This window comes from Sphingomonas bacterium, assembly GCF_903644135.1.
Lineage (GTDB): Bacteria > Pseudomonadota > Alphaproteobacteria > Sphingomonadales > Sphingomonadaceae > Sphingomonas.
Genome location: NZ_CAHJXA010000200.1, coordinates 1 through 5,171, shown reverse-complemented (window position 1 = coordinate 5,171; position 5,171 = coordinate 1). Strand labels below are relative to the sequence as shown.

The following is a 5,171-nucleotide window of genomic DNA, read 5'->3' as shown; positions in this document are numbered from 1 at the left end:
ATGACGGCGCGGCTTACGACTGCGGAGACGCGGCACGCGAGGCGATGCTGAATCTGATCGCCGGCCGGCGGGTGCGCTCGGCCGGAACGACACCGGCTCCTCGCTCTTGCGGCCATAGCCGAAGCTGCGCCCCGTCGCAGACGATGCTTCCGCCGCCTGCGCCGCGGCGACGGTGGCAGGCACCGCCTCGATGCCGGTGGCGACCACCGACACGCGGATCTTGCCCTCCAGGTCGGGGTTGAACGCCGAGCCCCAGATGATGTTGGCGTCCTCGTCGACCAGCTCACGGATGTGGTTCGCCGCCTCGTCGACCTCCAGCAGGCGCATGTCGTCGCCGCCGGTGATCGAGATGATGACGCCCTTGGCGCCGCGCATCGACACGCCGTCGAGCAGCGGGTTGGCGATCGCCTTCTGCGCCGCCTCCAACGCGCGGTTGTCGCCCGACGCCTCGCCGGTGCCCATCATCGCCTTGCCCATCTCCTGCATCACGCTGCGGACGTCGGCGAAGTCGAGGTTGATGAGGCCGGGCATGACCATCAGGTCGGTAATGCCGCGCACGCCCTGCTGCAGCACCTCGTCCGCCATGCTGAACGCCTCCTTGAAGGTGGTGTTGGCGTTGGCGATCAGGAACAGGTTCTGGTTGGGGATGACGATCAGCGTGTCGACATATTTCTGCAGCTCCTCGATGCCGGCGTCGGCGCTCTTGGCGCGGCGGTTGCCCTCGAAGCTGAACGGTTTCGTCACCACGCCGACGGTCAGGATGCCCATGTCGCGCGCCGCCTTGGCGATGACCGGTGCCGCGCCGGTGCCGGTGCCGCCGCCCATGCCGGCGGCGATGAACACCATGTGGCTGCCCTCGAGCTGCTTGGCGAGGCTGTCGATCGTCTCCTCGGCGGCGGCGCGGCCGATCTCCGGCCGACTGCCCGCCCCCAGCCCCTGGGTGATCTTCGCACCCAGCTGGATGCGCTGCGGCGCGACCGACTGCTTCAGCGCCTGCGCGTCGGTGTTGGCGACCAGGAACTCGACGCCCTGCACGTCGGCGCGCATCATGTTGGCGATCGCGTTGCCGCCCGCACCGCCGACGCCGATCACGGCGATGCGCGGGGTCAGCTCGTCCACCTCAGGCGTCACGAATTCGATGCTCATCGGCTGATACTCCACCCTGTCCGGCACCACCGGCGACCGTTGTTAACCGTTTGCCCTAGCGTGCCACGCCACGCCAGCGAAATTCAATAGTTCGCCCGCGCCGCCTGGATCAGCTTGCGTACGACGCCCAATCCCTTCTGCCGATGCACCGCCTGCGCCTGCGTCGCGGCGAGCACGCGCAGATCGACCGGATTGGCGGCGGCATAATAAGCGAGCCCGGCCAGCGTCGCGAACGCCGGTCCGCTATGCGCCTCCGGCAGCGCCGTCAGGCCACGCGGCCGGCCGACGCGTACCGACCGGCCGAGCGTCGCCTGCGCATAGTCGGCGATCCCCTTCAGCTCGGCACCGCCGCCGGTCAGCACCACCTGCCGCCCGACCGGCCCCTCGAACTTCAGCGCGGTCAACGCCTTCCTCACCTCGCCCATCTGATACTCCAGCCGCTGGCGGATGACGCCGATCAGCTGCGCCTTGGTGATCTGGCTGGCGTCGCCGCCGCCGTCCTCCGCAGCGATCGGCGTCACCGGGATCATGTCGTGATTGTCGCGGGGGCTGGCGTTGGCGGAGCCATGGAAGCACTTCATCCGCTCCGCCTGCTGGCGACGCGTGCCGAAGGCGCTGGCGATGTCGTCGGTGATGTCGGCGGCACCCATCGTCAGGCTGGTCAGCCCGACCAGCATCCCGCCGGCGAACAGCGACACATTGGTGATCCCCGCCCCCAGCTCGACCAGCGCCACGCCCAGCTCGCGTTCCTCGTCGGACAGGCACGACAGGCCGGTGGCGACCGGCGCGGCGATGATCGACTTCACCTCCAGATGTGCCGAGCGGACGCACAGGTCGAGGTTGCGCACCGGCGAGCCGTCGGCGGCGACGACGTGGATGTGGACGCCCAGCCGATCGGCGTGGAGGCCGAGCGGCGTCTTCACCCCGGTCAGCCCATCGAGCGTGTAGAGCGCCGGCTGCGCGTGCAGCACCATCCGCCCCTGCGGGTCGATCGCGCCGCGCCCCGCCGCAAGCAACGCGTCGATGTCGCCCTGCTCCACCCGGTGCCCGCCCAGCTCGAACTCGACCTCGGCGACGTCGCTGACCAGCCCGCCGGCGGAGAAGCCGACCCAGACATTCTCGATATTGAGCCCGGCGATCCGCTCCGCCTGCTCCACCGCCTCGCGCACCGCCACCTCGGTCGCGGCCATGTCGGCGATGTAGCCGCGCTTGACCCCGCGGCTCTCGCGCTGGCCGGTGCCCAGCACGATCAGCTCGCCGCCATCACCCTTCTGCGCGATCATCGCCGACACCTTGGAGCTGCCGATGTCGAGCGCGGTTATCAGTCCTTCGGGTCCCGCCTTGGCCATGCCCTACCCCTCGTTGCCGCTATGCGGTTTCGCCGCGTTCGTGGTGGCCGGTGCCGGCCGGCCGTCGTCGCTGATCGCGTGCGCCAGCGTCGCGCCCGGCCGCCGCGCGACCAGCTTGGTCGGATCGCGCAGGTCGAAGCGCAGCCAGCCCTTGCCCAAGAGCGGCCGCGCGCCGTCCATCTCGGCAAAGCTGACCAGCGCCGACTGTGCGCCTTCCTCCGGCAGCGCCAGCGTCTCGCCGCTCTCGAAGGTCAGGTCCCAGCGGCGATTGCCGATCCATGTCGCCGCCTTGATCCGCGGCTTCAGCGCCGGTGCCGCAGCGAGCAGCGCCTGGTAACCCGGCTCCTCGCGGTCGGCTCCGTCGCCGATCACCAGCGGCAATTCCGGCATCGCCTCGCGCTTCACCGGCTCCAGCAGCACGCCGTCCTTGTCGATGAGGGTCAGCTCACCCTTGTCCTGCCAGACGGCTGCCGGCGCTCGCTCGACGATGTCGATCAGCAACGTGTCGGGCAGCCGCCGCGAGACGTGCGCGTCGGCGATCCAGCCGTAACGCAGCAGCTTCTCGCGCACCGCGTCGAGGTCGAGCCGGGTCATCGCCGTCGATTTCTGGTCGAGCGCGACGGCATAAACCGTCATCCGGTCCATGCGGTGCAGCCCAGTGATCTCGATCTGCTCGACGCGAAAGCCGGCGCGGCTCGCCCCTTCCGCTATCGCCCCACCGATCATGCCGGGCACGCCGATCCAGCTCGCCGCGACCAGCGCCAGCGCCGTGCCCGCGCCGGTGATCGTCCAGGTGGCGATGCGGTGAAGCGTCGCCTGGCTGACCGGCAGCGCCGCGACCAGCCGGTCGAGCGACGACACCCGCTTCACCGGCTGGCGCTTGCGCGGCGCGGGGCGACGCTGCTGAACGGGGGTGGCGCGCTTGATCGTGCGGCTCATGCGTGATGCTCCAGCGCCCGATCCTGCATCGCCTCGTCGACGATCGCCTGGACCAGCTCGGCATAGCTCATGCCCAGGTGCCGCGCCTGCTCCGGCACGAGGCTGAGCGGGGTCATGCCCGGCTGGGTGTTGACCTCCAGCAGGAACAGCCCGTCAACGCCCTGGCCATCGTCCCAACGAAAGTCGGAGCGCGACGCGCCGCGGCAGCCGAGCAGGCGATGCGCCTCGACCGCAATGCCCTTGCAGGCGACAGCGACCGCATCGGGGATCGGCGCGGGGCACAGATGCTCGGTCATGCCGTCGGTGTATTTGGCGTCATAGTCGTAGAAGCCGCTCCTGGGCTGGAGTTCGGTGACGCCCAACGCCCTCCCGGCCAGCACCGCCGTCGTCAGCTCGCGGCCGCGAATGAACGGCTCGGCGAGCAGCTCGGGATATTCGTGCCACGGCCCGGTCGCGTCCGGCAGGATCGGGTTGCCGTAGTTACCCTCGGCGGTGACGATCGCTACGCCGACCGACGAGCCTTCGTTGACCGGCTTGACCACATAGGGGCGCGGCAGCGGGTCGCCGGCGAACAGCTCCGCCGACTTGACGATCCGCCCGCCGGGCATCGGTATGCCATGCGGCACCAGCGCCTGCTTGGTCAGCAGCTTGTCGATCGCGATCACCGAAGTGGCCATGCCGCTATGGGTGTAGCGCAACCCCATCAGGTCCATCAGGCCCTGCACGCTGCCGTCCTCGCCGGGCGTGCCGTGCAGCGCGTTGAACACGAGGTCGGGCGCGGCGTCGGCCAGCCGCTGCGCGACGTCGCGGCCCATGTCGATGCGAGTGACGCGGTGGCCGAGCGACTCCAGCGCCTCGGCGATGCCGGTGCCGGACAACAGCGACACCTCGCGCTCGGCGGACCAGCCGCCCATGAGGACCGCGACGTGGAGGCTCATGGCTCCCCCACCCGCTGGATTTCCCACTCCAGCGTCACGCCAGAATGCGCCTTTACCCGCTCGCGCACCTCCTCGCCCAGCGCCTCGATCTCGGCGCTGGTCGCCTGGCCGAGGTTGAGGAGGAAGTTGGTATGCTTGTCGCTGACCTGCGCATCGCCGCGCCGCAGGCCGCGACAGCCGGCGGCGTCGACCAGCGCCCAGGCCTTCTCCCCTAGCGGGTTCTTGAAGGTCGAGCCGCCGGTCTTCGAGCGCAGCGGCTGCGACGCCTCGCGCGCGGCGGCGATGCGGTCCATCTCAGCCTGGATGGCGGCGGGTTCGCCCGACCGCCCGCGGAAGGTCGCCTCGACCACGATTGCGTCCGCTGGGAGCGCCGAATGACGATAGCTGTAGCCAAGCTGGTCGACGGTCATCGGCAGCGCCGTACCGTCGCGCAGGACGACGACGCAGGCGAGCAGCACCTCGCTAGTCTCGCGGCCGTAGGCACCGCCGTTCATGCGGACGAAACCGCCGACGGTGCCCGGGATCGAGCGCAGGAACTCCAACCCGGCCACGCCCGCGTCACGCGCCGCCGAAGAGACGAGGATGCCGGATGCGCCGCCGCCGCAGGTGATCGTGGCGTGGTCGTCCCCCCAAGCGCGGGCGAAGGACAGCGGCTTGCCCAGTCTAACCACGACCCCGCGCACGCCACCGTCTCGGACGATGAGATTGGAACCGAGCCCCAGCGCCATCACCGGCACCGCCGGGTCGAGATCGGCGAGAAACGCGCGTAGATCGTCGACATCGGCGGGCTCGAACAGCC

5 protein-coding genes are annotated in these 5,171 nt (G+C 70.1%); all 5 read right to left on the bottom strand.

Annotated elements, in window-relative coordinates; translation table 11 throughout:
* On the bottom strand, window positions 1–1,146 hold a 1,146-nt coding region (ftsZ, locus tag HUU96_RS10800; RefSeq protein WP_254605182.1), incomplete at its 3' end, for a cell division protein FtsZ.
* 83 nt (window positions 1,147–1,229) lie between these two features.
* Window positions 1,230–2,495, bottom strand: coding sequence for a cell division protein FtsA (gene ftsA, locus HUU96_RS10795; RefSeq protein WP_174292808.1), 1,266 nt, complete (start codon window positions 2,493–2,495; stop codon window positions 1,230–1,232).
* 3 nt (window positions 2,496–2,498) lie between these two features.
* Window positions 2,499–3,434, bottom strand: coding sequence for a cell division protein FtsQ/DivIB (locus HUU96_RS10790; protein ID WP_174292807.1), 936 nt, complete (start codon window positions 3,432–3,434; stop codon window positions 2,499–2,501).
* Window positions 3,431–4,372 (bottom strand): D-alanine--D-alanine ligase, encoded by a 942-nt coding sequence (locus tag HUU96_RS10785; RefSeq protein ID WP_174292806.1) that lies wholly within the window; start codon window positions 4,370–4,372, stop codon window positions 3,431–3,433. The genes HUU96_RS10790 and HUU96_RS10785 overlap by 4 nt, the downstream gene beginning before the upstream one ends.
* On the bottom strand, window positions 4,369–5,171 hold an 803-nt coding region (murB, locus tag HUU96_RS10780), incomplete at its 5' end, for a UDP-N-acetylmuramate dehydrogenase (RefSeq protein WP_174292805.1). The genes HUU96_RS10785 and murB, both read right to left, overlap by 4 nt.